This is a genomic window from Pseudarthrobacter sp. CCNWLW207, assembly GCF_037203945.1.
GTDB lineage: Bacteria > Actinomycetota > Actinomycetes > Actinomycetales > Micrococcaceae > Arthrobacter.
The window spans coordinates 326,728-353,347 of record NZ_JBBCBS010000002.1 but is presented as its reverse complement, the minus strand read 5'-3'; the positions used below and the strand labels follow the sequence as shown (position 1 = coordinate 353,347).

At 65.8% G+C, this 26,620-nt stretch carries 25 protein-coding genes; 13 read left to right on the top strand and 12 right to left on the bottom strand.

All coding sequences use genetic code 11. The features are described from left to right. Window positions 1-106 precede the first annotated feature (106 nt). The 5 genes from V9L17_RS04685 to dacB form a co-directional block, all read right to left on the bottom strand. Window positions 107-1,150: a LacI family DNA-binding transcriptional regulator gene (locus V9L17_RS04685; RefSeq protein ID WP_337350775.1), complete on the bottom strand. Its 1,044-nt coding sequence runs from the start codon at window positions 1,148-1,150 to the stop codon at window positions 107-109. Between the two features lie 93 nt (window positions 1,151-1,243). Further along, window positions 1,244-1,795: a hypoxanthine phosphoribosyltransferase gene (hpt, locus tag V9L17_RS04680; RefSeq protein ID WP_337345424.1), complete on the bottom strand. Its 552-nt coding sequence runs from the start codon at window positions 1,793-1,795 to the stop codon at window positions 1,244-1,246. A 30-nt stretch (window positions 1,796-1,825) separates the two neighbouring features. After that, window positions 1,826-2,917 (bottom strand): tRNA lysidine(34) synthetase TilS, encoded by a 1,092-nt coding sequence (gene tilS, locus V9L17_RS04675; RefSeq protein ID WP_337350774.1) that lies wholly within the window; start codon window positions 2,915-2,917, stop codon window positions 1,826-1,828. Window positions 2,918-2,977: 60 nt separating this feature from the next. Further along, window positions 2,978-4,111 carry a zinc-dependent metalloprotease gene (locus V9L17_RS04670; RefSeq protein ID WP_337350648.1) on the bottom strand — a complete coding sequence of 378 codons (1,134 nt, stop codon included), beginning with the start codon at window positions 4,109-4,111 and terminating at the stop codon, window positions 2,978-2,980. Between the two features lie 197 nt (window positions 4,112-4,308). Further along, the gene (dacB, locus tag V9L17_RS04665; RefSeq protein WP_337350647.1) at window positions 4,309-5,802 is read right to left on the bottom strand and encodes a D-alanyl-D-alanine carboxypeptidase/D-alanyl-D-alanine endopeptidase; all 1,494 of its coding nucleotides are present in this window, start codon (window positions 5,800-5,802) and stop codon (window positions 4,309-4,311) included. A 154-nt stretch (window positions 5,803-5,956) separates the two neighbouring features. On the opposite strand from dacB, the gene V9L17_RS04660 reads away from it, so the two are divergent. Both V9L17_RS04660 and V9L17_RS04655 read left to right on the top strand, forming a co-directional pair. After that, the gene (locus tag V9L17_RS04660) at window positions 5,957-6,445 is read left to right on the top strand and encodes an inorganic diphosphatase (protein ID WP_066287853.1); all 489 of its coding nucleotides are present in this window, start codon (window positions 5,957-5,959) and stop codon (window positions 6,443-6,445) included. A gap of 121 nt (window positions 6,446-6,566) precedes the next feature. Then, a complete protein-coding gene (locus tag V9L17_RS04655) occupies window positions 6,567-7,892 on the top strand; it encodes a carboxylesterase family protein (protein ID WP_337350646.1) in 1,326 nt (441 codons plus the stop codon). A 154-nt stretch (window positions 7,893-8,046) separates the two neighbouring features. Here V9L17_RS04655 and V9L17_RS04650 read toward each other — a convergent pair whose 3' ends face one another. Further along, window positions 8,047-10,440, bottom strand: a complete 2,394-nt coding sequence (locus V9L17_RS04650) for a phosphoketolase family protein (protein WP_337350645.1) — start codon at window positions 10,438-10,440, stop codon at window positions 8,047-8,049. Window positions 10,441-11,052: 612 nt separating this feature from the next. Between V9L17_RS04650 and V9L17_RS04645 the strand changes: the two genes are divergently transcribed. Next, window positions 11,053-11,478, top strand: coding sequence for a hypothetical protein (locus tag V9L17_RS04645; protein WP_337350644.1), 426 nt, complete (start codon window positions 11,053-11,055; stop codon window positions 11,476-11,478). 47 nt (window positions 11,479-11,525) lie between these two features. Further along, the gene (locus V9L17_RS04640) at window positions 11,526-12,125 is read left to right on the top strand and encodes a hypothetical protein (RefSeq protein ID WP_337345419.1); all 600 of its coding nucleotides are present in this window, start codon (window positions 11,526-11,528) and stop codon (window positions 12,123-12,125) included. Between the two features lie 58 nt (window positions 12,126-12,183). On the opposite strand, the gene V9L17_RS04635 is transcribed toward V9L17_RS04640, so the two are convergent. Continuing rightward, window positions 12,184-12,576, bottom strand: a complete 393-nt coding sequence (locus V9L17_RS04635) for a DUF1761 domain-containing protein (protein ID WP_337350643.1) — start codon at window positions 12,574-12,576, stop codon at window positions 12,184-12,186. Window positions 12,577-12,693: 117 nt separating this feature from the next. After that, complete coding sequence (locus V9L17_RS04630) at window positions 12,694-13,545, bottom strand: AraC family transcriptional regulator (protein ID WP_337350642.1); 852 nt, start codon at window positions 13,543-13,545, stop codon at window positions 12,694-12,696. A 96-nt stretch (window positions 13,546-13,641) separates the two neighbouring features. On the opposite strand from V9L17_RS04630, the gene V9L17_RS04625 reads away from it, so the two are divergent. From V9L17_RS04625 to V9L17_RS04595, 7 genes are all read left to right on the top strand, one after another. Beyond that, window positions 13,642-14,226, top strand: coding sequence for a histidine phosphatase family protein (locus V9L17_RS04625; protein ID WP_337350641.1), 585 nt, complete (start codon window positions 13,642-13,644; stop codon window positions 14,224-14,226). A 143-nt stretch (window positions 14,227-14,369) separates the two neighbouring features. Then, on the top strand, window positions 14,370-15,368 hold the full coding sequence (locus V9L17_RS04620; protein ID WP_337350640.1) for a LacI family DNA-binding transcriptional regulator: 999 nt from the start codon (window positions 14,370-14,372) through the stop codon (window positions 15,366-15,368). A gap of 142 nt (window positions 15,369-15,510) precedes the next feature. Continuing rightward, entirely contained in the window at window positions 15,511-16,800 is a 1,290-nt protein-coding gene (locus V9L17_RS04615) for an ABC transporter substrate-binding protein (protein WP_337350639.1), read from the top strand. Window positions 16,801-16,802: 2 nt separating this feature from the next. After that, window positions 16,803-17,750, top strand: a complete 948-nt coding sequence (locus V9L17_RS04610; protein WP_337350773.1) for a carbohydrate ABC transporter permease — start codon at window positions 16,803-16,805, stop codon at window positions 17,748-17,750. After that, window positions 17,747-18,661: a carbohydrate ABC transporter permease gene (locus tag V9L17_RS04605; protein ID WP_337350638.1), complete on the top strand. Its 915-nt coding sequence runs from the start codon at window positions 17,747-17,749 to the stop codon at window positions 18,659-18,661. The genes V9L17_RS04610 and V9L17_RS04605 overlap by 4 nt, the downstream gene beginning before the upstream one ends. 88 nt (window positions 18,662-18,749) lie before the next feature. Next, complete coding sequence (locus tag V9L17_RS04600) at window positions 18,750-19,844, top strand: Gfo/Idh/MocA family protein (RefSeq protein WP_337350772.1); 1,095 nt, start codon at window positions 18,750-18,752, stop codon at window positions 19,842-19,844. Beyond that, on the top strand, window positions 19,844-20,593 hold the full coding sequence (locus V9L17_RS04595; protein WP_337345412.1) for a ThuA domain-containing protein: 750 nt from the start codon (window positions 19,844-19,846) through the stop codon (window positions 20,591-20,593). The genes V9L17_RS04600 and V9L17_RS04595 overlap by 1 nt, the downstream gene beginning before the upstream one ends. Window positions 20,594-20,696: 103 nt before the next feature. Here the strand turns inward: V9L17_RS04595 and V9L17_RS04590 are convergent, their stop codons facing one another. Further along, on the bottom strand, window positions 20,697-21,557 hold the full coding sequence (locus V9L17_RS04590; protein WP_337350637.1) for an HAD family hydrolase: 861 nt from the start codon (window positions 21,555-21,557) through the stop codon (window positions 20,697-20,699). Between the two features lie 260 nt (window positions 21,558-21,817). Between V9L17_RS04590 and V9L17_RS04585 the strand changes: the two genes are divergently transcribed. Beyond that, window positions 21,818-22,840, top strand: coding sequence for a hypothetical protein (locus V9L17_RS04585; protein WP_337350636.1), 1,023 nt, complete (start codon window positions 21,818-21,820; stop codon window positions 22,838-22,840). Window positions 22,841-22,878: 38 nt separating this feature from the next. Here V9L17_RS04585 and serS read toward each other — a convergent pair whose 3' ends face one another. Next, window positions 22,879-24,159, bottom strand: a complete 1,281-nt coding sequence (gene serS / locus V9L17_RS04580) for a serine--tRNA ligase (RefSeq protein ID WP_337345409.1) — start codon at window positions 24,157-24,159, stop codon at window positions 22,879-22,881. Window positions 24,160-24,248: 89 nt separating this feature from the next. Here serS and V9L17_RS04575 point away from each other — a divergent pair, with 89 nt between their 5' ends. Further along, the gene (locus V9L17_RS04575) at window positions 24,249-25,310 is read left to right on the top strand and encodes a diacylglycerol/lipid kinase family protein (RefSeq protein WP_337350635.1); all 1,062 of its coding nucleotides are present in this window, start codon (window positions 24,249-24,251) and stop codon (window positions 25,308-25,310) included. A 33-nt stretch (window positions 25,311-25,343) separates the two neighbouring features. Here V9L17_RS04575 and V9L17_RS04570 read toward each other — a convergent pair whose 3' ends face one another. Both V9L17_RS04570 and pheA read right to left on the bottom strand, forming a co-directional pair. Then, window positions 25,344-25,544 carry a hypothetical protein gene (locus V9L17_RS04570; protein WP_337345407.1) on the bottom strand — a complete coding sequence of 67 codons (201 nt, stop codon included), beginning with the start codon at window positions 25,542-25,544 and terminating at the stop codon, window positions 25,344-25,346. 85 nt (window positions 25,545-25,629) lie between these two features. Next, the gene (gene pheA, locus V9L17_RS04565; RefSeq protein ID WP_337350634.1) at window positions 25,630-26,610 is read right to left on the bottom strand and encodes a prephenate dehydratase; all 981 of its coding nucleotides are present in this window, start codon (window positions 26,608-26,610) and stop codon (window positions 25,630-25,632) included. Window positions 26,611-26,620: the final 10 nt, after the last annotated feature.

Genomic DNA, 26,620 nt, shown 5'->3' with positions numbered 1-26,620 from the left:
CGGCGAGTGGTCTGCGCGCGTGTGGTGCTGCGTCAGCTTCTAGCTATACACCGTTCGGAGTAAATCACGCACGGTATGGCACAAAAGTTCCCTGTGGGCGTAGCGGTCAGGACCGGGGCGGCGCGACGGATCCGCGGGTGACCAGCGGGCAGTCCAGGACCGTCGGATCCAGTGCCAGCCCGGCGAGGTCGCCTTTGCCCTCAATGGCGTCAATCAGCGTTCCTGTGGCCCAGGCACCCATTTCGTAGTGCGGCAGGGCCAGCGTAGTGAGGCCCGGATGCAGGTTGCCGGCGATGAGTTCCTGGTCATCGAAGCCCACAATGGACAGGTCAGCGGGGATGGCAAGTCCCAGCTCGGCCGCGGCCCGGTAGGCGCCCATGGCCATCCGGTCGTTGTAGCAGAAGATGCCCGTGGGGGGATCGCTGAGCTGCAGCATCCTGCGTGCCGCCTCATAGCCGCCCTGCACTTCGGACGGTCCGGTGTGCACCGGCGCGGCACCGCCGTCGAGCCCTGCCTCGGACAGGGCCTTCCGGAACCCCCGAAGGCGGCCGTGAGTGGACGGAACGTCGTCGGTGTTGTTGAGGAAGCCGATGCGGGTGTGCCCTGCGGCCAGCAGGGTGGTGACCGCCGTCCTGGCTCCGGCTTCTTCGTCGGGGACAACGGCGGCGATGGTTGCCCCGCTGCTGACGGCGTCCACCAGTACCGCCGGGACGTTTGCGAGATTGCCGGGCACATCCAGAATGCGGTGGTACATGGTGGCGTACAAAATGCCGTCCACCCGACGCTCCAGCAGGGCATCAACGTCTGACTTCCTGGATTCATCGCTGGCCGACGCGGAAGTGTTAATGATCATGAGGTTGTAGCCGCGGGCACGTGCGGCGTCATCTGCGCCCAGAATGATCCTGCCCGCATGGGGCGTAGTTGCGATGTCCTCGCTGACCAGCCCCAGCAAGCCGGTGCGCTGCGTGCGCAGCGCCTGGGCCAGGCGGTTGGGGCCGTAGCCGAGCTGCACCGCCGCGGCCTTCACCTTTTCCCGGGTTTCGGTGCTTATCCGCGCGTACGGGACATCGTTGAGGACGTGCGAGACCGTGGTGGCGGACACTCCGGCGGCGACTGCTACGTCCTTGATGCCAATGTTCTTGTTGTTCAACTTCTCTTCCACATGCTGGTTGTCCGGGTGTGCAAAAGGCGGCCTCCCGAAAGAGACCGCCCTTACAACAGGTGCGCGGCAGGGAAGCGCGGGTTACTCGTAGACGTGCGGCGCCAAAGTGCCCACGAAGTCCAGGTTGCGGTACTTTTCTGCGTAGTCCAGGCCGTAGCCCACAACAAACTCGTTGGGGATGTCGTATCCGACGTATTTAACGTCGATCTCCACCTTGGCGGCAGTGGGCTTGCGGAAGGCGGTGCAGATTTCCACCGAAGCAGTGCCGCGGGACTCCAGGTTGGTCTTCAGCCAGGACAGCGTCAGGCCGGAGTCGATGATGTCCTCGACGATCAGGACGTCCTTGCCCATGAGGTCCGTGTCCAGGTCCTTGAGGATGCGGACAACCCCGGAGGACTGGGTGCCGGAGCCGTAGGAGGAAACAGCCATCCAGTCCATGGAGATGTGGCTGTGCAGCGCGCGGGCGAGGTCTGCCATGACCATCACCGCACCCTTGAGCACGCCAACAATGAGGATTTCACGGCCTTCGTAGTCCTTGTCGATCTCGGCAGCGAGTTCGGAGATCCGCTGCTGGATCTGTTCCTTGGTGTAGAGAACGTGCTTGAGGTCTGCCTGGACGTCGTTTGAATCCACCAATGGCTCCTGTGTAGATGCGGGGTGCGACTAATTTTGGGGCGGTTTTTGAGGCCGGAATACTAGCTTCCCACAGCGGGGGGCTTCCCGGGGAACGGGAAAGCTGCCATCGGGCTGGGCGGCGTCCCTGGCGGGCCGGTTTGCTGCCTGCAGCTGGGCCAGCGACAACCGGTAGACACTCACTCCTCCGGGTAGCTCAACCGGGCCGGCCGATCCCTGCCTTCGCAGCAGCGCTTCCGCCGCGAGGAGCCTCTGGTAGCTGGGCTGCTGGCCCCCGACGTCGGCAGCCGCCTTCGCGATGACCCGGAACCTGATGGCCGGCGCAAGTTCCCCCAAGGCCTCCTCCGGAAGGCTCACTTCGGCTCCGGAGCGTTCCGCCAAGGCCGCAAACGTGCGCTCCGCCACGTCCTCGAGGTAGTCGGCGTCCAACTGGAGGATGGACGCCGTCCTGGCCAAAGATTCTGCGACGCCGGGCCCGAGCTTCTCTTCGAGCAGCGGCAGCACTTCTACGCGGGTCCGGGAGCGAGCGAACGCCGGGTCCGCGTTACTGGGGTCATGCCAGGGTTCGAGTTCCTCGGCGTGGCAGATCTCCAGGGTGTCCGCACGGCGAAGTCCCAGGAACGGCCGCAGCAGCATGCCCCTGGCAGGCCTCATCCCGGCCAGGGACCTGGTCCCTGAACCGCGGGCCAACCCCAGGAGAACCTGTTCGGCCTGGTCATCCAGGGTGTGGCCCAGGAGGATTGCCCCGGCTCCCTGTTCCGCGGCTGCAGCCTCAAGGGCGGCATGGCGGGCATCACGGGCGGCAGCCTCCGGTCCCATGCCTGTGGGCGCGACAATGACGGTCCGCACCTCCACCGGGGCCAGGCCCAACTCCTTGAGCGTGTGCGCGGTCCGGACGGCCACGTCAGCCGAGCCTGGCTGCAGCTGGTGATCCACCACCACGGCGCCCACCGTCACCGGGTGCCCGTCCACGTGGCCGCGGCGGGCGAAGTAGGCTGCGACGGCGGCAAGCGCCAGGGAGTCGGGCCCGCCGCTGCAGGCCACCACTACGTGCGCCGGAAAGCCGGCGTCGGCCAGCGCGTTCTGGAGCGCCTTGCGCGCAGTGCCGACGACGGGCGCCAGCCTGCCGGGCCGCCGTCGTCCGCTGTGAAACCCGGAGCGGGCGTGAGGCGCTTCAGGCAATTAGAGGCCCATCCGGTCAAGCCAGATCTTGGCGTCGTGGATTTCAGGTTCAGTGGGAAGGTTCTCTGCCGATTCCCAGACCCGGTTGAAACCCTGCATCCCGGCAACATCCACCACGGCACGGACGAACTTGGCGCCGTCCGAGTACTGGCGCATCTTGGCGTCCAAGCCCAGCAGGCTGCGGATGAACTTTTCGATCACGCCACGGTCCTTGCCGCGGTCGTTGAAGCGCTGCCGGATGGTCTTCACCGACGGCACGATGCTGGCGTCAACAGCGTCCATCACCACGTTGGCGTGGCCTTCCAGCAGGCTCATCACGGCCGTGAGGTGGGAAAGGGAAGCCTTCTCTTCGGGGTTCTGCAGGAGGTCCAGGATGGCACCGCGGCCGGGAGTGTTGCCCGTGGCGGTCCGGTCCTTGAGGGAGCGCGCCGCGGCGGAGGCACGCTCCAAGAGGGAGTCAACGTTGCCCAGCAGGTGCCCGCTGAGGTTGTCGATCTCGGAAAGCATGTGGTGGCGCAGCCAAGGCGCGGCGGCGAACTGCACGCGGTGCGTCTGTTCGTGCAGGCAGACCCAGAGCCGGAAGTCCTCCGGCGTGACGTTGAGTTCACGCTCGACGGAGACGATGTTGGGGGCCACCAGGAGCAGCCTGCCGCCCGCCGGTGCATTGGAGCCTTCGGCCAGGGCCGCGAAGGGATCGTACTGGCCCAGGACCTTGCTGGAGAGGAAAGCCAGGACGGCGCCCAGCTGGCTGCCCGTGATGGCACCGCTGACGCTGGCCGCAGCCGGGCTGACCGTTCCGCGGCGGCTTTCCAGCATTTTCTCCATGGCCGGCTTCAGCATCACCGCGAAGCTTTGGGTGTTGGCCTTGGCCCAGGATGCCCGGTCCACTATGAGCACCGACGAGTCCCGCAGATCCCGCGCCGCTTCCAGCCCGGTGATGTGGTGCACATGGTGCACTGAGGCGTCCGCCAGCCGCCGCAGGCTGTCCACGGCGTCACCGATTTCCGCCGATGACAGTATGGGTCCCGCCGGTGTCAGCCGTGCAGCTGTGGACGCGGCGAGGTCCCAGTTGATCAGGGCCTGGGCCGGGCTGGGCGACGCCGGTGCGGACGAATCACGTGCGGTGGACTCCATAGTTCCCATCAGAACACAGCAGACCGCGGAACGTCCTTAAGTTCGCTGACCGGCGAACCCCCGGCAGGCGCCGCCGGAGCCCGCCAAACCGGTCCCCGCATGAACGGTGCTGGGCCGCACCGCCAATGCGGGCGAGGGCCGCTAAGACTTTCCCGCCGCCGACACGCGGATTCTGTGATCTCCTGGCGAACGCGCCCCTAGCGGCAGCCGCAGGCCGCAAGCGCCGTGGCGGCCCTGTCGAGGGCTTCCTTGTTCCCGCCCGCCCCGGGGGTGAGCCCGTTGCCGATAAACGAGAACACCAGCAGCCGGCCGTCGGCGTCCACCACGTAACCGCTGAGGGCGATCACCGAATTCAGCGTCCCGGTTTTGGCCCGCACCAGCCCGGCACCGCCTGCGGTGGAGCTGTCCCCGTAACGCGTGTCCAGCGTTCCGGTCAGGCCGGCCACCGGGAATCCGGCCAGCGCGGCCCGCAGCCTGAGGTCCGGTCCGGAGGTGATGGCCCGCACCACTTCGGAGAACTGGCGGGCCGAGACCTGGTTGTCCAGCGCCAGCCCGGACACGTCCGCGAGCCGCATGGCATCGGTGGGGATCCCAAGTTCGGTGAGCTGGGCACGGACTGTGGCGGTGGCGGCGTCGTTGCTGGCCGGTTGCCCCTGGGCGGCGGCCGCCATTCTGCCCAGGACCTCCGCGAGGTAGTTGTCCGAGGTCTGCAACATCAGGTCGACCTGCTCCCCCACGGTGGCGGACTGGACCTCGGCCAGGACGGTTGGGTCACTGTCCGCCGGCGCGCTGGAACGCCCGACGCCGGCCGCCACCGTCAGTCCCGCGGCGGCACCTGCCGCCTTGAGCTGCTCGGCGAACGCCTCCCCTGCGGTGATCGCGGAATCCTGCGGGCGCGGTCCGGTGATGACGGCGGGATCGAACCGCGCGGAATTCAATGCCAGGGGGTACAGCGGGGCCACTTCGCCGGCCTCAACGTCACCGGACGCCCAGGCCGGATTCAGGGACGGGCCGCTGAACAGGGAGTCGTCCACCAGGACCGTCAGCTCCCCGGTTGCGCCGTTCTCCTGCAGGGCAGCTACGGTAGCTTCGGCCAGCGTGGCAAGCCCGGCATGGCCCATTACCTGCTCCGGCGCGGACTTCCCCGTTCCCAGGAGGACGTCGCCGCCGCCGGCCAGCACCACTTGGCTGGGCGTGGGACCGGCGACCACTCTGGTGCTGAACCGCTCGTCCGGCCCCAGGACCCGCAGGGCTGCGACCGCGGTCAACAGCTTCATATTGGACGCGGGAATGCGGTTCTCCGAACCGCCGCGGTCAAAGAGGACCTGGCCGGTGAGCGCATCCTGGACCATCCCGGTGAAAGTACCGCCGCCGTCGGGCTTTAACACCGGTTCCAACTGGGCCGTGACGGCTGCTTGTACCGGTACCGGCGCGGAATCCGTCAACGGGGACAGGCCCTGCCGGGTGGAAAGTGACGTGGGAGCCTGCTGCCAGGCTGGCGTTTCGGGCGCCTGGACCGAAGCCGGACCCGTGAAGGCGGGGGCAAGCAGCCAGCCGGCGGGGAGCGCCAGGATAACGATCAAAACCAGGAGCAGCGCCGTGGGCCAGGCCTTCACTCCGCGGTGGAAGGTGCGCCGCAACGCATCCGTGAACGGCGCCCCGAACCCTGCGGGCCCCGATGTTTCCTTCATGTTGGTGCTGGTCCTCAAGTCCTGAAATTTCCCCGCAAGTTCCTGAAACCTGGGCCTCTCGCTATATCCTCAATAGTAGTCGGCGGCACCGACACTCCATTTTGCTGAGCGTCTACTGTGCCGCGAACCCCCTGCAATTGCCGAGGAGCATTCCATGAAGCACGACGTCACCATCGAGATCCCCAAGGGGTCCCGCGTCAAGTACGAAGTTGACCACGAGACCGGCCGCGTCCGCCTGGACCGCGTCCTCTTCACCTCCATGCAGTACCCCACGCACTACGGTTTCTTCGAAAACACCCTGGGCGAAGACGGCGATCCGCTGGATGCACTGGTGCTCCTGCAGGACTTTGACCTGCTCCCCGGCGTCATTGTTGAGTCCCGCCCCATCGGCGTCTTCAACATGACCGACGACGGCGGCGGAGACGCCAAGGTCCTGTGCGTCCCGGTTGACGCCCGCTTTGACCACATCCAGGAAGTCAGCGACGTCAGCGAGTTCCTGATCAAGGAAATCGAGCACTTCTTTACCCGCTACAAGGACCTGGAGCCCGGCAAGTGGGTCAAGGCCGAAGGCTGGGGCGACCGCGCCGCCGCCGAGGCCGAGCTGGAAGCTTCCATCAAGCGTTACGTGCCGGCCGCGCACTAAGCGCCCCGCCGCAAAATCCCCGCCTCCCGGACAAATCCCCGCGTCATGCGAGGGGGAAATGTCCGGGAGGCGGGGATTTTCTGTTGCCCCTCCAAAAGTAAATCTGTGGAATCGTTGCCCTGTGAGTTCCGAGCCTTCGTTTAATCCTCCGTGCGGTCCGGTCAGCGGTTGGCGGGACGGTGACGTGCTGCGCGCTACGGGGATCCCCTACGCCACAGCGGCCCGCTTTCAACCTCCGGTGGCCATACCGGACTGGACCACTGACTTCGCCGCCACTACCCTCGCACCCGCCTGCCCGCAGGGGCCAGTCCCGTTCCTGGATGACGTCCTCGGCACCCGCTACGGCGAGCTTCCCGGCAGCGAGGACTGCCAGCGCCTGTCCATCACCGTGCCTGCCGGCTTGGCCGAGGATGAGCGGGTCCCGGTCATGGTGTGGCTGCACGGCGGTTCCTACACTTCCGGTTCCGGTGACCTGGCAATCTTCGACGCCACATCACTGGTGGCTGAAAACCGGGTGATTGTTGTCTCGGTAACCTACCGCTTGGGCTTGTTCGGCTACTTGGCCACCGGCACCGGACGGCCCGCCAACCTCGGCATGCTCGACCAACTGGAAGCATTCCGCTGGGTGCAGCGCAATATTGCTGCCTTCGGCGGCGATCCCGGACGTGTTACCGCGTTCGGCCAGTCAGCCGGCGGCGACTCCGTGGCCCACCTCATGGCGACGCCCGAAGCGCCGTCGCTGTTCCAGCGGGCCATCATCCAAAGTGCTCCCCTTGGCATCACCCGCGGCCGGCACAAGATGAGCCACGCCATGGGCATCGCTGCGGAGGCTGTCACCGAAGACACTCCTGCCATGGAAGTGGTGGCCGTCGAGGACCGCGTGTCCCAGGTGGCCCGAAAGTACGGGCTCATGGCGGCCATGCCGTTCGGTACGCAGTACGGGCACGCTCCCCTTACGCCGGAGGCCGACATCGAGGCCGCCTGGAATGTGACGGCTCCGGACATCGAGGTGCTGATCGGGCATACAGCCGACGAGGCACGGCTTTTCCTTCCCCGGAGCCCCCTGGTCAGCCGGCTGGGCAAAGTCCCCGGCATCGGAAACGCCGCCGTCAAAGCCATCAACTGGGCCGTGACGGAGGCGGTGTACGGCCGGGCAGCCCGGAAGTTTGCCCGGCGCCATGCACGCGCCGGCGGCAAGGCCCACAGCTACGTCATCTCCTGGGGCGCCCCGGGGAACTACTATCGCGCCGCGCACACGGTTGACCTGCCGCTGTTGTTCGGCAATCAGCAGACCTGGGCCGCCGCCGGACTCCTCGCGGGAGCAACATGGGATGAGATCAATGCCGTGGGCCGGGAGTTGCGGAGCCTGTGGGCCGCTTTTGCCCGGGGTGACAGCCTCGGCGAAACAGGCGGCATCCCCGGGGCCCTTCAGTACCGGTCCGTTTAGCTCCGTGGGGGGTAGGGGACACCTGAATTTCGACGCCCGCCCGGGCCGTCATCCAGAAGCAGACCGTCGTGCCGCCAGGAACCCATGCCGCGGCAGCACTGACCGAAGGCTGGATCCATGTGCCGTCCGGCGAGCTCGCCGGCCTCATCGACATTTAGCTGCTGCCGCCCAGGGTCCAGTTGCGGAGGTCCTCCGGGTCCTCGCCGTGGATGCGGGTGTGTTCGCGCGCTTGCATGCGCCGGTCCTGGAGGCTCTGGCGGACCAGCGAATGCTTCTCCGCCAGGCCCGGTACACGGTCGATGGCGTCGATGGCCAGCTGGAACCGGTCGATGCCGTTGAGCATGGCCATGTCGAACGGCGTGGTGGTAGTCCCCTCTTCCTTGTAGCCGCGCACGTGCAGGCCCTCCTGGTTGGTGCGCCGGTACGTCAGCCGATGAATTAGCGCCGGATAGCCGTGGTAGGCGAAAATGACAGGTTTGTCCGGGGTAAAGATTCCGTCAAAGTCCGACGCCGGGAGGCCGTGCGGGTGCTCACTCGCATCTTGGAGCCGCATCAGGTCCACTACGTTGACCACGCGGACCTTCAGCCCCGGAACGCCGCGCTTCAACAGCTCCGCAGCCGCGACTGTCTCGACAGTGGGCACGTCGCCGGCACAGGCCAGGACGACGTCGGGCTCCTCGCCGGATACCTCGGAACCTGCAAAACCCCAGATGCCCAGCCCCCGCTGGCAGTGGTTCGCAGCGTCAGCCGGCCCCAGCCACGTGGGCGAGGGCTGCTTGCCGCTGACCACGATGTTCACATAATCCGTTGATGCCAGGCAGTGTTCCATGACTGAGAGCAGCGTGTTCACATCCGGCGGCAGGTAGACCCGGATGACCTCGGCCTTCTTGTTCACCGCGTGGTCTATGAAGCCCGGATCCTGGTGCGAGAACCCGTTGTGGTCCTGCTGCCAGACGTGCGAGGACAGCAGGTAATTCAGCGAAGCCACTGGTTGGCGCCACGGGAGCTTGCGGTGCACCTTCAGCCACTTGGCGTGCTGGTTGAACATCGAGTCGACAATGTGGATGAAAGCCTCATAGCAGCTGAACACGCCATGCCGTCCGCTCAGGAGGTAGCCCTCCAGCCAGCCCTGGCACAGGTGCTCGCTGAGCACCTCAAGCACCCGGCCGGAGCGCGCAAGGTGCTCGTCGGATTCGTCAATCCGGTATTGCCACACCTTGTCGGTGACCTCATAGACGTTCTGGAGCCGGTTGGATGCTGTCTCATCCGGGCCAAAAAGGCGGAAATTCTCCATGTTGAGCGAGATCACGTCCCGCATCCACGAACCTAGCGTGATCATGGGGCTGATCCGCTCCGTACCTGGCTCCGGCACCTCTACTGCGTGGGCCCCGTACGAGGGCAGCTCCAACGCACGGCGCAGCAGCCCGCCGTTGGCGTGCGGGGTGGCGCTCATCCTGAAATCGCCGGTGGGAGCAGCCTCGGCGATATCAGGACGGAGCCGGCCATCGCCGTCGAACAATTCGTCCGGGCGGTAGGACTGCAGCCATTCCTCGAGTTGCTGGAGGTGCTCAGGATTCGTGCGGACTTCGGCGAGCGGGACCTGGTGGCTCCGCCACGTGCCCTCCACCTGCTGGCCGTCCACAACCTTCGGCCCGGTCCAGCCCTTCGGCGAGCGCAGCACGATCATGGGCCAGCGCGGCGCTGCCCCGTCCCCATCGGTGGCAGCGTCTTCCGCAGTGCCGCGGCGGGAGTCCTGGATGGCCCCGATTTCGGCCAGGCACTCCTCAAGCGCCGCCGCAAAATCCCGGTGCGCCTGGGCGGTGTTGTCCGCATCGGTGACGGTCACGAAATGCGGCTCATGGCCATAGCCGCGCAGCAGCTGTTCCAACTGGCCCTCCGGCATCCGGGCAAGGATGGTGGGGTTGGCGATCTTGTAGCCGTTCAGGTGCAGGATGGGCAGCACGGCGCCGTCCGTGGCGGGGTCCAGGAAATTGTGCGAATGCCAGCTCGCCGCCAGCGGTCCGGTCTCCGCCTCGCCGTCCCCAATCACGACGGCGGTGACCAGTTGGGGATTGTCGAACACCGACCCGTAGGCGTGCGCCAGCGCGTACCCCAGTTCTCCACCCTCGCTGATGGAGCCGGGGGTCTCCGGTGCCGCATGGCTGGGGATGCCGCCGGGATAGGAAAACTGCCGGAACAGCTCAGCCATGCCGGTTTCGTCGTTGCCCACATGCCCATAGATCTCGGAGTAGGTGCCCTCCAACCAGGCGTTGGCCACCACCGCCGGGCCGCCATGGCCAGGCCCGGCCACAAACAGCATCTCCTGGGCGTCACGTCGGATCAGCCGGTTCAGGTGCGCGTACACGAAGTTCAGCCCCGGGGTGGTGCCCCAGTGGCCCAGCAGCCGGGATTTTGTGTCCTCCGCGGCGAGCGGCTTCCGGAGCAGCGGGTTGGAACGCAGATAGATCTGGCCCACCGATAGGTAGTTCGCGGCCCGCCACCAGCGGTCCACGAGTTCGAGTTCGTCCTGCGCCACGTTGCCGGTCATAGCCATCCTTTGCTCGCACCTGCCGCCGCTGCGGCCGTTGGTCCCATCCGAACAGATGACCGCCGCACTCGCAACCGTTGTAGCTGGTTCATGCTCAGCAAACGCGTCCACCACCGTGATGGGCCGTCCTCCCCATCGCGGCTCGGTCCGCGCAGCAGAGGTTCGTAAGCGTTGATTCGACGCAGGCGGGGGGATGACCATGGCGGGAACCCAAGGAGCGGCAGGAACGGAAGCCTGCGGCGATCCTGCGCTCGTCCAGAATGCACGCAAACGGACGAAGACGCTGGGGAACGGCCGCCCGGTGGTCGAGTCCTCCGGTTGGCAGAGCGTGGGTGACACCCAGAGAACCTGGCTGGTACGCCGCGCGGAACGGCTCTATGCGGCCAGGCTGGGGCGGCTGCGGCACAGCGAACTGTCCTGGCATATAGCGTGGAAGTGGCTGCCTGTCCTTGTGGGGGTTGGATTCGTTTACGGCACCATCTTCCAGTTCACCGGGCGGCCGTCATCCCAGCGGAACCCGCCTTTTTCTCCGACATCCCGCTGTTTCTGGCGACGAGCATCCTTACGGGCCTGGTCCTATGGTCCCTGACCCTTTTCTGGAGCTTCCGCCGGGTGTTGGTGTTCGACCGCGGCCTTCTGTACGCGTACGCCCAGAAGCAAACCGCCCGGGCCATCTTCTGGCCGGACCTGGACTCCGCGTCCCTGCGGACAGTCGAGGCCCCGGCCGGCGTCGCGGCGGACAGCCTGCTCACTACGCTGGACAAAACTGGCAAGACCTCCCTGGGCGTCCGCGGGCGGTACGCAGTGGTGTTCCACGGGCTACCCACTCCTTTGGCGGACAGCGCCGGGCATGCTGGCGGACCCGAGGCGCCCTCGCCGGGCTTCTTTACGTTCAGCACGGAACGGACCCCGGACCGGCTGGTTACCGCGATGCAGCAGGCCATGGCCGAATCCGGCCTCCGGCCCCCAGGATCTGCCGGGCTGCAGGCGCTTGCGCCCATTCAGATCAGCTCTGCCACCAGGCTCGACCAGGCCTGAATTAAGGCACTTCCCTGATCCGTACCACCGGGTAGGGTGTACCCAGAATGTTCACGCTGACCATCAATCAAACGGACAGCCGGCGCGATGGTGACCGGGTGCCGCAGTTGCTCAAGGACCTGCGGCATATCCCTGCGCGCCTGGACTTCGACCGCTCGGTCGAAGACGAAGTCCAGGGCATCGTGGACTGTCCACACCAGGCAGTGGAGGCCGCGCTGATCGCCCTGCGCTCCGGTTCCTGGTACGTGGGGCTGGGCGTGGGTCCGGTGAACGAACCGCTGCCAAACCTCATCAAGGACGCGTCCGGCCATGGCCTGGTTTACGCACGCCGTGCCGTGGACCGGCTGCGGAACGGCAAGGACCGGGTCCCCGTGGCCGTGGAGGGACCGCTGGCTGACGTGGCCCACGAGGCCGAAGCCGTGCTGCGCCTCCTGGGGCACATTGTGCGGGACAGGTCAGGGGCTGAGTGGCGCGTTTTGGACCTGATGACTCCCGGCGTCCGCGGGCAGCAGAAGGCGGTTGCCCAGGAACTTGGCATCACCACCCAGGCCGTAAGCAAGGCAGTGGCCCGCTCGCAGTGGGTGGAGGAGCACGCCGCCCGGCCGGCAGCGGCCAGGTTGCTGGCGCTCATCCTCGAGGTGCGCTGAGCGCCGCACCGTCCACGCCCGCCGGCGCTGCTGAGGTTACTGCACTGCGCTGCTGCCGCTACTGCAGGGCGCCGATGATCGCCCCCATCGCCGTGAACGCCACGATGTTGTAGCTCGCATTGATGGCAAACAGCGTCAGGCTGCGGCGTTCGAAGAGGTAGTTGATGCCCAGGGCGGCCGCCACCCAGGCCACCCCTGCAGCGAGCCCGGCCAATGTGCCGAATCCCGCACCGCCGTCGCCAATAAACGCAGCCAGCACCCCTGCCATGACCACAGCGAACAGGAACGAGCCCACAAAAACCCGAATGGTTCCGTGCTTCAGCTGCTCATCCGTCACACCGGCCTCGCGTTGCCACACTTTCGCAAAAAGCACCGAGTACCACAGACCGCCCACAACGAATGTCGCCAGCGCCGCAAGAAGTACACCCACCCAGTTGAGGTCCAGGTCCATCGCCTTCATCCTTCCCCGGGACGCACTTCCGCGGCGTCCCTGGCTGGAGCCTATGCCCGCCAGCCAGCGGCGTATTGTACAAAAGCCGCACCGCACGCAGGCCGAATCCGCACCTGCTCAGCGTGCCGCCGTCGGGCTGTCCCCGACGCTCTGGAGCGGCACGAAAGTGGCGTATTCCGGCCCGTGTTCCCGGATCAGGCGGAGGTATTCCGACGGCGTGAAGCCGCTGAAGCGCCGAAAGGTGCGGATCAGGTGGGGCTGGTCGTAGTAGTCGGCCAGTGCCAGCAGCTCCTTGCCGCTTGAGCCGTCCACGGGCAGCCGGGCGGCAGCGTTGGCGAAGCGGTAGAAACGGCACACATCGGCGTAGCTTTTGGGGGTGATGCCGCAGTCGCGGAGCATGAGCCGCTGCAGGGTGGACGGGTTGACCCCCAGGTTGCGGGCCAGCTCTGCCACGGGAACGTCCTCCTCGGCCAACCGGGCCACGGCGTCCACGGTCCGCGGGTCCGCTCCGCCGCGAAACCGGGATGTGAGGAAGGTTTCCAGGGCGTCGAACGCGGCGGCGGGACCGGCGTCGATCAGCCCGGCGCGAAGGGCAGTGAAGCCGGGCAGGAAACCGTCCGTGTCCTGCACTTTTCCCTGCAGTTCCGACGGCGGCAGGTCGGTGAGTGCCGCGATGCCGTAGGGCTGCAAGGCTGCGCCGATGTTGAACAGGTGCGTCGGGTTCTCGCTGATGAGGTAGCTGGACTGGACGCCTGAATAGAAACCAACGGCCACTTCCCTGGCTCCCTTGTCCGGAGCCACCGCAAACGGATCGATGAGGCGGTACGGCGAGGACAGGTTCAGAATCAGGTGGGCCAAAGGACCCGGCAGGATCTTTTCGTACTTCGCCGCCGGGGTGCCGCGCACAAACCAGAAATGGCTGACGTAGGGCTGCAGCTGGGCGGGCGCGGGACACTCCTCGTAGAGCACACGAGCAGTCTACGGTGAGCCGGATGCCGGGCGGGAAGCACCGCCGAACATGAGGCAGTTTCCAGAGCCCGCACTTCGTCGGGGACAATGGAGGGCATGACCCTTACGACCTTCGCCCTCATCCGCCATGGCCAGACAGACTGGAATGCGCAGCGCAGGCTGCAGGGATCTACCGACATTCCGCTGAACGACGTCGGCCGCGGCCAGGCGCGTGACGCCGTCGCCGTTGTGTCCGGTCATGAATGGGACGCGATTGTGTCCTCGCCGCTGAGCCGCGCCGCAGAGACCGCAGACCTGATCGCCGCCGGACTTGGGCTCACCGTGGCCCGTCGGCTCCCCGAACTCAGCGAGCGCAGCTTTGGGCCCGCGGAGGGCCTGCAGGCGGGCCCGGAACTGGACGCATTGCGCATTGACGGCGGCTTCCGGGGCGCCGAAAGCGAGGACGAGGCAGCGAGCCGTGGACTGGCCGCCCTGGAAGCACTCGCCGAGGAGTTCCGCGGCGGCCTTGTGCTGGTGGTCGCCCACGGCACGCTCCTTCGCGTCAGCCTCAGCCGCGCTATCGGCCGCACCCTTCAAAGCGTGGACAACGCCGTACTCAATCTGGCCCACCACCACGCGGTTGACGGCTGGCAGCTCAAGTACTTCAACGGCGAACCGGTCATGGAAACCGCTGACGCCTGAGCGCGTGACCGGCTGAGGGCCATCGGCAGCAGGACGGCGCGCCGGCCGGGGTGCGGCTATGCTGAGGAAAACCTGGCCGCAGCACGGCCCGGTAGGGGCATGGCGGCAACGGCCATCAGCACTGGTCGCGGAAGGACAACCGAATGGCGCGAGCGACAGTCCAGGACGTCGCTAAGACAGCAGGAGTGTCCGTAGGGACAGTGTCCCGCGTCTTGAACAAGAGTCCGGCCGTCAGCGAGTCCAGCAAGGAAAAGGTCAACGCGGCCATCCGCCGCCTCAATTACCGTCCCCTGGCCTCTGCCCGCGACCTTCGGCGGGACCGGACCATGCGGATCCTGGCCCTAGCCAAGAACCTGAACTCGCCCGTCATCAGCGAGGCCTTCCGCGGCGTCGGCGACGCCGCGGCACTGTCAGGCTATGTCAGCCTCATCGCACCGACCGCCGGGGACCCGGAGCGGGAACAGCAGCTGGTGGATATGCTGCGCAACGGGTCCGTGGACGGGCTGATCATGTTTTCGCCGACGATGCCTGACGACGACGTCCAGGAAATGGCCGAGCAGCTCAGCGTTGTCCAGGTCTGCGAGATCGCCGACTCCGAGGCGGCGTTTGGCGTCTCCATCGATGACCGGCAGGCCGCATTCGACATCACTCGGCACCTCATTGAGACCGGCGGACGGCGGTTGGCGATGATCGGCAACCGGGCGGCCCGCTCTGGCAGGCTGCGCGAAAAAGGCTTTCGCGAGGCGGCCGACGAAGCGGGTTTGGCACCGGAGCAGATGCTGTTCGTTGAAGGTGAATTCGACTTCCACACCGGGCGAAGCCTCACCAGGAAACTGCTGGCGTCCGCCCCCCTCCCCGACGCCGTGTTCTGCGGCAGCGACACCGTCGCCGCCGGGTGTGTCCGCGAAATCACCGACGCCGGGCTGCGTGTGCCGGACGACATCGCCGTGGCAGGCTTTGACGACTCCGTGCAGGCGGAAATGTGCGTTCCGGAACTGACGACGATCAGGCAGCCGGCCTACGAGATGGGACGGTTGGCCTTTGAAGAGCTCCTGGCGCGGATGACAGTGCCGGGGGTACACCGCCGCGGCCGGACGTTCCTTCCCCACGAGCTCGTGGTGCGGGACTCGACGAGGAACTAACGCAGGGGGTTGACAGCTCCGTGTGGCGGCTGACACACTTTTGGAATCGATTCCAAACATTCCATCGCACTCATTTTGGGTCACATTTGGAATCGATTCCATCCGCACTCGAAAAGACGCCGGCAAGGCAAAGGAGCCACTTGTGGACTTAACTCGACGTACTTCACCACGACCCACTGCTATGGCGGCTGCGGCCATGGCCGCCGGCCTGCTCCTGAGTGGATGTGGTGGCGGCGCGGCCACCCAAGGCGCGGACAACGCCGCGGCTGCCGATCCGGCGTCGGCCGCCAACGCTGCCGGCAGCATCAACGTTTGCGGCGGCAAAGACGCCTCCGGCATCTACAAGGGCACGGCAGAGGCCTTCACCACAGCGAACGGCAAGGTCACCGCCAAGTACACCGAGATCGGAGCGACCACCGACGAGGCCCGCACGCAGGCCGTGCAGCGGCTCGAAGGCAAGTCCACTGAATGCGACATCTTCGTCACCGACGTCATCTGGACCTCAGAGTTCGCCTCCCAGGGCTGGCTGCTGGACCAGACCAAACTCGTTGAAGCCAACCGGGACCGTCTCATCCCCTCCACCGTAGAAACGGCAAAGTACGAGGAAAAGTACTGGGCTTCCCCGTTCTTCACCAACGCGGGACTCGTGTACTACCAGAAGGACAAGGTAGCCAGGCCGGAGACCTGGCAACAGCTCTACGCTGAAGCGGCCGAGGCGCCCGGCAACAGCTTCGTCTACCAGGGCAAACAGTACGAGGGCCTCACCGTCAACTTCCTGGAGATGCTCTACAGCGCCGGTGGAGAAGTACTGGACGAAACCGGCGAGATCGCGATCGACTCGCCAGAGACCCGTGAGGTGCTCGACTTCATGAGCAAGGGCCTCAAGGACGGCTCGGCAGACCGTGCGGTCCTGACCTACAACGAGGACCCGGCCCGGTTGGCCTACGAGTCCGGCAACTTTGGCTACCAGCGCAACTGGCCGCATGTCTACCGCCTGCTCAATGCCACCCCGCTTGCCGGCACCTTCGGCGTCGCTCCGCTTCCGGCCTGGGAAGGCGGCAAGGCCTCCGGCGTCCTGGGCGGCTGGAACTTGGCCATCTCTGCCCACTCCACGAACCAGGCCGGGGCTGTAGCCTTCATCGACTTCGCCACCACACCGGACTGGCAGAAGCACGTGGCCATGGACTTCTCGCAGGCCCCCGTCAACGAGGCCGCCTACGCCGACCCCGCTGTCCTGGCGAAGATGCCATTCGCGTCCGAACTGCTCGCTTCGGTCAAGGGCGCCAAGCCCCGCCCGATCTCCCCGGTCTACCCGCAGATCTCCCAGGCGATCTACAAAAACGTCTACGCTGTCCTTTCCGGCACCGCCTCCACCGAGGACGCGGTGAAGACAATGGCCGAAGAGATCGCCGCCGCAAAGGCGAGTTTCTGATGATGGCTATCAAGTCCCTTTCCCCTGGCCGCGGGGTGAAGAGACGCGGGGTGAACACTCGCGACCGGGCCGAGCGACGGCTGGCGTTCAGGATGACCGCCCCGTCCCTGGTCCTCATGGCCCTGGTGGCGGCCGTCCCCATCGGCTACGCGCTCTGGCTGTCGCTGAACCAGTACAGCGTCCGCACCGCAGGCCTGTCCCGCTTCGTCGGCCTGGAAAACTACATCACCGCTCTTAGCGGGCCGCACTGGTGGGCCGCTTTCGGCCAGACCTTCCTTTTCGCGGGGCTCTCGGTCTCACTCGAACTCGTGCTCGGCACCGCTATGGCGCTGTTGCTCAACCTCGCGTTCAAGGGCCGGGCGCTCCTGCGCACCGTGGTCCTGCTGCCCTATGCGGTGGTCACCGTGGTCAGCGCCATCACCTGGGAGACGATGTTCCAGCCCAACCTGGGCCTGGTCACCAATGTCCTCTCGACGCTGGGCCTGCCAGGTGGCGACGTGGTCTGGCTCGGCGAGCATGGCTACGCGATGGCCGTCATCGTCCTCGCCGATGTCTGGAAGACGACGCCGTTCGCAGCCCTGATCATCCTGGCCGGCCTCCAGGTCATCCCGGCCGAGACCTACGAAGCGGCGGAACTCGACGGCGCGAACAAGTGGCAGGCGTTCGTCAACATCACCCTGCCGTTGCTCCGTCCTGCCATTGTGCTCGCGGCGATTTTCCGAACCATGGATGCGCTTCGTGTGTTCGACCTGCCGTTCGTGCTCACCCGCGGGGCCAACGGCACAGAGTCCATGTCGATGCTTGCCTACACCCAGCTCCGCGAAAACCGGCTCGTGGGCGAAGGATCGGCCCTGTCCATCCTGACTTTCCTTACCGTCATGGCAGTTTCGGTGGTCTACATCCGCTTCGCCGGGGGCAACATTCGCGAAGTCGCCAAGGAGGAACAATGAGCACGCTGACTGCACAGCGTACGACGGCGGCACCCGCCGCCAGCGGCAGGGCACCGAAGCGTCGGTCACCCAAGCGCAGGCTCCGGGGGGAGGCCAAGCTGCACCCAGTGGTATGGGTGTTCGTGATTGCCGTCATGGGCTTTTCGCTCATTCCGTTCTACTGGCTGGTCAACACCTCCTTGAAGAAGGGCGTGAGCCTGTCCAAGGGCGAACTCTTCCCGAGCCAGCCCACGTTCGAGAACTACTTGGTGGTGTTCCAGAACCCCGAGTTCCTTCTGGCCCTGCGCAACTCGGTGATCATCGCCGTCGTCACCACGACGGTGGCGCTGGTGTTCGCTTCCTTCGCCGCCTACGCCCTGGCCAGGCTCAAGATGCGCCGCAAAGCCCTGATCCTGACGCTGATCCTCTCGGTCACCACGTTCCCGGCCATCGCCATCGCAGCCCCCATGTTCTCGATCTGGCGCGAAATCGGCCTCTATGACACGCTCCTGGGCCTCATCATCCCCAAACTGACTTTCGCCTTGCCGCTGGCCATCTACACGCTGACGTCCTTCTTCCGGGAGATCCCGCGTGAGCTTGAGGAATCGGCATATATGGACGGGGCCACGCCGTTCACTGCTTTCCGCAAGGTCATCCTGCCCCTGGCGGTCCCGGGCCTTGCCACGACGGCGATTCTCGTGTTCATCTCAGTGTGGAACGAATTTCTGCTTGCCGTCACACTGACCACCTCACCGGAGGCCCGTCCGGTCCCGGTTGCGATTGCGTTCTTCAGCGGAACCAGCGAGTTTGACCAGCCTTTGGGCACCATCAGTGCCGCGTCCGTGATCATCACGGTGCCGCTCGTCATTCTCGTGCTCGTCTGCCAGAAGCGCATCGTTTCCGGCATGACTGCCGGCGCCGTCAAGGGCTAACACTCAACCAAACCAACGAAGTCGCCAACCAAATGAAAAGGAAAAATCAGTGAGTAACGAGCAGTCCCCAGGCCAGCAGGCTTCCGCCTTGGAAAAACCACAAGCCGAGGAACTGAGGGTGGGCGTTGTCGGCATTGGCTGGGCGGGACAGCAGCACCTGAAGGCCTACGATTCCCTGGACGGCGTCCGCATTGTGTCGCTGGCAGGAATGGAACAGGACCTGCGTGACTCGCTGCAGGCCGAATACTCGATTCCGAACGCCTTTGCCGGCTGGGAAGAGATGCTGGAGCACGGCGGCCTGGACGCGATCAGCGTGGCAGTACCCACCTTCCTGCACGCACCCATCGCCATCGCCGCACTGGAGCTTGGGCTGCATGTGCTGAGCGAGAAGCCGATCGCGCGCAACGCCGTCGAAGGCCAGGCCATGGTGGACGCCGCCCGCGCGGCAGGACGGGTCCTGGACATCGCCTTCAACCACCGCCGGCGCGGTGACATCAAAGCGCTCAAGGAAGTAATCGATGCCGGCGGCGTGGGCCGCCCGTACTATGCCAAGGCATCCTGGCTCCGCCGCTCCGGCATCCCCATGCTGGGTAGCTGGTTCACCAACCCCGCCCTCGCCGGCGGGGGCCCGCTTGCCGACATCGGCGTTCACGCCCTCGACTACGCCCTGCACCTGCTCGGCGAACCGAAGGTGGTGGCTGTGTCCGCCACTACCCATTCGGAGCTGGGTCCCCGCGGCCGGGGCGGCAACGACCGCTACACCGCGATGGCCACCAGCCATGCGTTCGAGGTGGAGGACTTCGCCTCCGCCTTCCTGCGCCTGGAGGGCGGCGCCACGCTGCTGATCGAGGCAGGCTGGGCCACGTACCGGGAAACGGATGACTTGCTGGACTTCACGGTCTACGGGACCGACGGCGGCGCCGAGCTCAAGGTCCAGGGGGCACCGTTCGCGCCCGTTGGCCAGCTGAGGGTCTTCACGGAAAAGGACGGAGAAAATGCCGACTATGTGCCGTCGGCGCTGCCCGGCCGCGCGCACGATGGTGTGGTGGAAGACTTCGTGACGGCCGTTCGGGCCGGTGCGAGTGTCTGGGGCGAGCACGACGGATCGCTGGCGCTCTACCGCGCCCAAATTATCGATGCGTGCTACCTCTCGGCACGCGAACAGAGGGAGGTTCGTCTCTAATGAACGACAAGCTGAGAATCCGGGTCTGGAACGAGGGCGTCCATGAGGCACTCAATGAGCCTTCCCACATCGGGGAGATCTACCCTGACGGCATCCACGGTGCCATCGCGGCCGGCCTGCGCTCCTACTACCCGGACGCTGAGATCACGACGGCGGTCCTGGCCACGGACGACGACCACGGCCTTGACGAGGAGATCCTCGCCGACACCGACGTCCTGTTGTGGTGGGGCCACATGGCCCACGGCGAAGTGAGCGAAGCCGTCGTCGAACGCGTCCAGCGGCACGTCCTGGGCGGGATGGGGCTCATCGTGCTCCATTCGGGGCACTTCGCCAAGGTGTTCACCAGGCTGCTGGGCACGAGCTGCTCGCTGGCGTGGCGGAACGACGGCGAGCGCGAGCTCGTGTGGACCGTCAAGCCCTCGCACCCCATCGCCGAGGGTGTGGACAGCCCCATTGTCATTCCCGAGCAGGAAATGTACGGCGAGCTGTTCGACATCCCGGACCCGGACGACCTGATCTTTATCAGCTCCTTCGCCGGCGGTGAGGTGTTCCGGTCCGGTGTGACGTTCACCCGGGGCAAGGGCCGGATCTTCTACTTCAGCCCGGGTGACCAGGAATACCCTGTGTACCACCACCCGCAGATCCAACGGGTCCTCGCAAACGGCGTGCGCTGGGCGGCCCAGCCGGGCTTGCACCGTTCCGTTCCGGAGGTCAGCAATCCTTCACGGGGCTGGTTCGAGGACGCCTAGCCCAGGACCCTCGCGAGGTTTTGTCCGGATAATGCGCGTTTGAGGGCGCTTAGCCCGCATTATCTGGACAAAACTCCTGGCCGGGGAGGGGCGACAGCAGCCCCTACGACAGGAGGCTGCGCAGCACGTGCGCGGCGCCGTCGTCGTACACCGAGTGCGTGACCTCATCGGCTGCGGCGATGACCTCTTCCGGGGCCTGGCCCATGGCCACCCCGCGACCCGCCCAGCCGAGCATCTCGATGTCGTTCCGGCCGTCCCCCACCGCCACGGTGAGGTGCTGCGGCGTACCCAGCCTGCCCCGCAGCGCCTCCAGGGCGCTGGCCTTGGTGACGCCCGCGGCGGCGATATCCAGCCAGGCCGTCCAGCCCACGGAGTAGGTTACGCCGGCCAGGCCGATCTGGCGGATGGTGGTGGAGAATTCCTCCGGCGTGTTCTCGGTGCTGAACACCACCAGGCGGACGGCGGTGGACTCCAGCAGGGTCTGGAAGTCGACGCCAACCGCCTCTACGCCGAAGCTGGCGTCCTGGAAGCGCTCGGTGGACAGGAAGTTCCCTTCCTCGTCCTCGAGTGCGTATTTCGCGGTGGGGAGCTTTTCCCGCAGTGCGCGGAGGGCGGGGGCGGGGTCAAACGTAGCCTTGTGGATAACCTCGTACCCAGCAGAGAGGGCCGGGTCCAGGCGAAGGGTCACACCGCCGTTGCAGCACACGGCGTAACCACGGTCCAGCCCGATCTGCTCAATCACGGGCAGCGTGGCGTTGAGCGAACGCCCGGTGGCAATCAGGACGTCGTGGCCGTCGGAAACCACGGCGCGGGCGGCTTCACGGACTCCGGGGGACATGTGGCCGTCGTGGTCCACGAGCGTGCCGTCGACATCCAGGGCAACCATGAATTTGGTAGTGGCATCCGGGTTGTTGTTTCGCTGGTCATCGTTGCCAGCGACTGTGCGTTCAGTCAGTGTTGTCATTCATCCAGTAGAGCAGATGCCCCCGGACACCTGCTAGGACGCACGCCACAGCACTAGTGAACAAGCGGTAAATACTCACAGCGTTATCCCCGGTGTGAGTGTTAACCTTTCCGGCGGGCTGAGCCGTTCTCCCCGCCTGGTGGTCAATTCCCCTCCGCGTTTCACAGGGAATTGTCCACCCAAAGGGGAAATGCGTGGACTTATCCACACCCGGGCGGCCGCCTCTGGATACGCCCTGGGGAGCAGCCCAGCATGGACCTATGCAATCCGAACCCCTTGTCCTGATCCTTGCCAGCCGCAGACGTGTCCTCACCGGCAGCAGCCGCAGTCTGAGCCGCGCCTACGCCAACGGCGAGCTGGTCCGCGTCCGGGCGGGCGTCTACTGCAGCAAGCCTGCATGGCTGGCCGTCAAGGCCTGGAAACGCTACTCGGCGACAGTTGCAGCAGTTGCTGCGATGGAGCCCGCAGCAGGCTTCTGCTATCTGACCGCTTTGCGTCTATGGCGATTACCCTGCCCGGGCGTGCCGGACCACGTCCACATGATCACGTCGTCCCCGCACAAGGCAGGCAAACTCCCATCGACCACCCGGGCCGCAAAGGACCCCAAGACTGGCTTCACCGGCCTGGAAAACGTGCGCGGCTACGGAGTCGCCCGGCATCACTGGGAAGCCAACTTCGTCCAGGTCCGCGGGTTCGCCGTGACATCGCTCGTTCAGACGGTGATGGATTGTCTTGTCCGTCTGGAACTTCCTGAGGCTGTGGCCATTGCAGACAACGTGCTGGGGCGCCGGCGCATTGAAGGCGAGAGCCTCACCCGAGTTGACCTGGAGCAGGCATCGGCGGGCCTTGCGTCGGCTGCCAAACGCCGCCGGGTTTTGGAAGTATTGTCACTCGCTGACGAAGCAGCGGAGTCGGTTGGGGAATCCCGCAGCAGGGCACTCATCCATGTGTTGGGGTACCCGCCTCCGGTCCTGCAGCACTCCTTCTACGACCACGAAGGATTCATAGCGCGGACCGACTTCTTTTGGCCCGAATACGGCGTCGTTGGGGAGTTCGACGGCGACGCCAAGTATCTCGACGACGAACTTCTGGGCGGTCGCAGCACGCGGGAGGCCATCCTGGCGGAGAAAAAGCGCGAGGACCGGCTACGGGCGCTCGGCTACACGGTTGTCCGCTGGGACTGGAAAGCTGTGACTGACCCGGAGGTGCTGCGGCGAAAGCTCGAAGGTGCCGGACTTAGCAGGAGAAAATCCCCGCCGCGTGGACCACTCCCCCTCGCGTAGACGGGGGAATGGACCACTCGACGGGGAATTCCCGGAAGCTAGAGGACCGGGAGGACTTCCAGGCCGCCGATGTACTTCTGCAGTGCTGCCGGGACGTTGACCGAACCATCCGCATTCTGGTGGTGCTCCAGGATGGCCACGATCCAGCGCGTGGTGGCCAGCGTGCCGTTGAGGGTGGCTACCGCCCGGGTTCCCTTCGGCGCACCATCCTCGTTGAAGACCCGCTCGCGGATGTTGAGGCGGCGGGCCTGGAAGGTGGTGCAGTTGGAGGTGGACGTCAGCTCACGGTAGGCGCCCTGCGTGGGGACCCAGGCTTCGCAGTCGAACTTACGGGCCGCAGACATGCCGAGGTCACCGGCGGCGGTGTCGATCACGCGGTACGGGAGCTCGCATTTGGCCAGCATCTCCTCTTCCCAGGCGAGCAGGCGTGCATGTTCCGCGGCAGCCTCTTCGACAGTGGTGTAGACGAACATCTCCACTTTGTTGAACTGGTGCACACGGATGATGCCGCGGGTGTCCTTGCCGTGCGAGCCGGCCTCGCGACGGTAGCAGGAGCTCTGGCCGGCGAACCGGATGGGCCCTGGCGTGAGGTCCAGGATCTCGTCCGCGTGGTACCCGGCCAGGGGCACCTCGGAGGTTCCCACGAGGTAAAGGTCGTCTTCAGCGAGACGGTAGATCTCGGCGTCGTGCTTGACGTCGAAGCCGGTGCCCTGCATGGTCTCGGGACGCACGAGGGTGGGGGTGATCATGGGGATGAAGCCAGCCTCGATTGCCTGCTCCATGGCCATCTGCAGCAGCGCCATCTCAAGCCGGGCACCCACGCCACGCAGGAAGTAAAAGCGGGAGCCGGACACCTTCGCGCCGCGCTCCATGTCAATCGCGCCGATCAGCTCGCCGATTTCGAGGTGGTCGCGTGGTTCAAAGTCGGGGAACTCGCGGGGAGTGCCAACGGTCTTGACCACAACGTAGTCGTCCTCGCCGCCTTCGGGCACTCCATCCTCAATGAGGTTCGGGATGGCGCGCAGCAGTTCGTCCTGCTTGGCCTGCGCGGCGTCAGCCTCGGCGGAAGCAGCCTTGACCGTGTTGGCGAGCTCCTTGACCTCCGCGAGGAGCGCCTTCTTCTCCTCGCCCTTGGCCTGGGCGACCTTCTTGCCGAAGACGTTCTGTTCGGCGCGGAGGTTTTCGTACCGGATCAGGGCCGCACGCCGGGCGGAGTCTGCGGCGATGATCGCGTCCACCACGGATTCGTCCGCGCCGCGGGCGCGCTGGCTGGCACGGAACTTGTCCGGATTTTCGCTGAGGTCTTTTACGTCGATCACCAGACAAGAGTATCGAATCCCGCGGCGGCAGCGCGGCCAAGGAAAGGGCGGGAACGCGGACCCTCCTGCCGGGATACTGTTGAACCACCATGAGCGACTGGCTGCTTTACCTCCTGAGTGCCGCGGCACTGGCCTTCGCCGTCTCCAGTTGGTGGGGCGTGCGCAAGCTCAAAGCCCTTCACATCCGAAGTGCAGTCGCCGAAGATTCGCACGAGGCGGGCCTTACCCACCAGCGGGTGGCGGTGATCCTCAACCCTGTCAAAGCACGCGCCCCGGAGGCCAAAGCAGCCATCCAGCGGGCCTGCCTTGCCGCGGGCTGGGACGATCCCCTGTTCCTCGAGACGACCGCCGAGGACCCGGGCCACACCCAGGCCCGGGCGGCACTGGACTACAAGCCCGACGTCGTCCTGGTGGGCGGTGGCGACGGCACCGTGCGGGTGGTGGCAGAGTCCCTCGCCCGCACCGATATCGCCATGGGCATCGTCCCGCTTGGCACCGGAAACCTGCTGGCCCGCAACGTGGACCTGGACGTCAACGACCTCCAGTCCAATGTACAGACGGCGCTGTTCGGACAGCAGCGCTATATCGACACAGCGCGAATGGGCATCGAGAACTCCCGCACTGGACACTCCTCCGAACACGCGTTCCTGGTGATCGCGGGCATCGGCCTGGACGCGGAAATCCTTGCAGACACCAATGATGGCCTCAAGAGAGCGGTGGGTTGGCTGGCGTACACCGAGGCCGGCATGCGGCATCTTCCCGGCAGGCGGCGGAAAGTGTCCATCACCTTGGACGACGGCCCTGAACAGGCCCGGAACATCCGCAGCGTCCTGTTTGCCAACTGCGGGCTGGTGCCCGGGGGCATCGATTTCATCCCGCAGGCCATGATCGATGACGGCATGCTGGATGTGGTTGTCATGAGCCCGCGGAGCGCGCTTGGCTGGATCATCATGTACGGCAAGGTCCTGCTGAGGCACAGGGGGAACCTGCCGATCATGACGATGTACCGGTCCGGGAAAATCGTGATCAAGTGCCCCGAGCCGATGCCCACACAGCTCGACGGCGACACCGCCGGGGAAGCCACCAAGGTCACCGTGCGCGTGGAGCCGAGGTCCCTCCTGATCCGGGTGAAGGGCCAGCCGCAGGCCTGAGCGCCGGCGGCCCGTTGGATATTTGGTGGCGCCTTAGGCGGTGGCCTTCTTGGCGGCCTCGGCGGCAGCTTTGGCAGCCCGGGCCTCGGACTGTTCACGGATCATTGCCTGCTCTTCTTCGAAGCGCAGGCGGTCAGCGCGGTCTGCATCGTCGCCGTCCCAGTCCTGGTTATCGGCAGTCGGTTTGGGATTGACAATCATTCCCTGGCCGTCATTGTCAGTAGTGCTGCTCATGACCCGCTCCCTTCGTTAGGGGCCGTCCCCCAATGTGGATCAAGTAAGCATACGCATTGTATTAACTGCGCGGTAGTACTTGGACCTACGCTGTGGGCGAAGCCCCGGAAACGGTTTCGGAGCGGGATGCCTGCCCGCGAACGATGGCCCCCACCCACTCGTGGGCAGCCTGGAATGCTTCGTCGGACGTATGCGGGGCAACGTACGCGGCTTGGGCATCCGCCCGTTCATACGAACCCAGAAAGCGTGTGGCGGGACTGATCCGGTGGAGCCCTGCCAGCGCATCGGCAACTCGAGCGTCGCCAATGTGACCGTCGGCGTCAATGCTGAAGAAGTAGTGGCCCAGGTACTGCCCGGTAGGCCGGGATTCGATCCTGCTGAGGTTGACTCCCCGCGTTGCGAACTGATCCAGGATTTCCATCAGCGCACCCGGGTGGTCCTCCGGGAGGGGCACCACCACAGTGGTCTTGTCCGCGCCGGTGCGCTCCGGCAGCGCTCCCGGCCGGCTGACCAGGACAAACCGCGTCACGGCGCCGGGGTTATCGCCGATGTTCTCAGCCAGCACGGTAAGCCCCGGCTGCTCCTGGGCAACGATGGGCGCGCAGATGGCGGCGTCGTAGTGCGCGCCGCCCTCCAGCAACCCCATGGCGGAAGCCGCGGTGGACGATCCTGGAACATATTCGACGCCGGGAATATTGGCATCAACCCACAGCCGGCACTGTGCCCAGGCATGCCCATGGGTCGAGACCCGACGGATCTGGGAGACGGCAACTCCGGGCCGTGCCACGAGGACAAAGCTGATGGGCACCAGGACTTCCCGGATGATGCGTAGTTCCTGCCCGCTGGCGATGGCATCCAGAGTGGCGGTCACACCGCCCTCTACGGAGTTTTCGATCGGCACCATGGCGGCATCGGCGGAGCCCTCCCGTACCTTGTCCAACGCCGCGTTGACGTTCGAGGCCGGGATGCGGATTGCCGCGTCAGCCCCGGGAACCTGCAGCAGCGCCGCCTCGGTGAAGGTACCTTCGGGCCCGAGGAAGGTGTACGTAACGGGGGACGCGGGCATCGAATATTCC